We start from the raw sequence: 1,472 nt of genomic DNA, 5'->3' as shown, positions 1-1,472 counted from the left end.
GAGCGGCGCAGTTCGTCGGTGCGCATCACGGCGTCGGCCCTCCCCGCTTCGACCGCCAATTCCTCCTGGCGTACCAGTCCCGCGGCCTGCCGCGCCACCACCGACAGCACCCGGCGGTCCCGGGAGGCCAACTGGCGGCCGGCCATCAACATCCAAAACTCGTTGTCGCCGACATCGATCGCGGTGTCGGCGAGAGCCACCGACATGCAGGGGTTCTCGCCGACCGAAGCGACGACCTCGGGCTGTTCGGGGGCCGCGGCTCCGCTCGGCACCCGTACCAGGCTCACCGAGCGTTGCGTGTAGGTCTCGCGCACCCGTTCCAGCAGGCTGTCCAGATCCGCTCCGCGCAGCACCGATCCGGCGAACAGTGTCATCAACTCGGCTTCCCGCGAGGCGCGGCCGGCCTCGCGGGATCGTTTGGCCGTGCTGTCGACCAGTGCCGCCACCGCGACCGCCACCAGCAGCAGCACCACCTCGGTCACCGCGGCGTCGTGTTCGGCGATGGCGAAATCGCCGCGCGGCGCGAGCAGGAAATAGTTGAGCAGCACACCCGACAGCAATGCCGACAGCACGGCCGGCGCGATACCGCCGAGCAGTGCCACCACCAGCACCCCGACCACGAACAGGGCGCTTTGCCCGCTGTTGAGGTAGTGATCCAGCCAGCCGACCACGATCGCGCAGACCAGGCACGGGACGGCGATCGCGGCCAGCCAGGACGCCGCGCGCCGCTCCCGCGGGGAGATCGACACCGCCCGGAAGTTCGGCTTGGTGTCCTCGTCGGTGACGATGTGCACGTCGATATCGCCGGATTGCTGCACCACCGCCGCACCGACGCCCTCGTCGAGGATGCGGGCCCAGCGCGAACGCCGCGAGCTGCCGATCACCAGTTGGGTGGCGTTGACGTCACGGGCGAAGTCGAGCAACGCGGCTGGCACGTCATCGCCGATCACGGTGTGCAGGGACGCGCCCAGGCTGACCGCCAGTTGGCGGATCTGGCCCACGCGCGGCGCCGGCGCAACGGAATCGCCGTCGCGCAGCACGTGCAGCACCAGCAGTTCGCCGCCGGCCTTGGATGCGATCCGGGAGGCTCGGCGGACCAGCGTCTCCGATTCCGGGCCGCCGGTGACGGCCACGACCACCCGCTCGCGCGCCTCCCAGGTTGCGGTGATCTTTTTGTCGGCGCGGTAGGTGGCCAGGGCGGCGTCTACCTGGTCGGCCACCCAAAGTAGCGCCAATTCCCTTAGCGCAGTGAGGTTTCCGCTGCGGAAGTAGTTGGACAGCGCTGCGTCGACCTGCTCCGGCGCGTAGACGTTGCCGTGGGCGAGCCTGCGGCGCAACGCTTCGGGTGCGATGTCGACCAGCTCGATCTGTGCGGCCTGACGGACGAACGAATCCGGCACCGTCTCTTGCTGCTGTATTCCGGTGATCTCGGCGACGACGTCGTTGAGGCTCTCCAGATGCTGCACGTTGAC

The 1,472-nt window shown here is 69.2% G+C and carries 1 protein-coding gene; it reads right to left on the bottom strand.

The annotated features are described in order from the left end of the window. Positions 1–1,472, bottom strand: a 1,472-nt coding sequence (locus A5694_RS25305) for a DUF4118 domain-containing protein (protein WP_131809602.1), incomplete at both ends; no start/stop codon positions are given.

Source organism: Mycolicibacter sinensis (assembly GCF_001667945.1).
Taxonomy (GTDB): Bacteria; Actinomycetota; Actinomycetes; order Mycobacteriales; family Mycobacteriaceae; genus Mycobacterium; species Mycobacterium sinense_B.
Note: the sequence above shows the minus strand (reverse complement) of the source record. Positions and strands in the feature narration are given on the sequence as shown.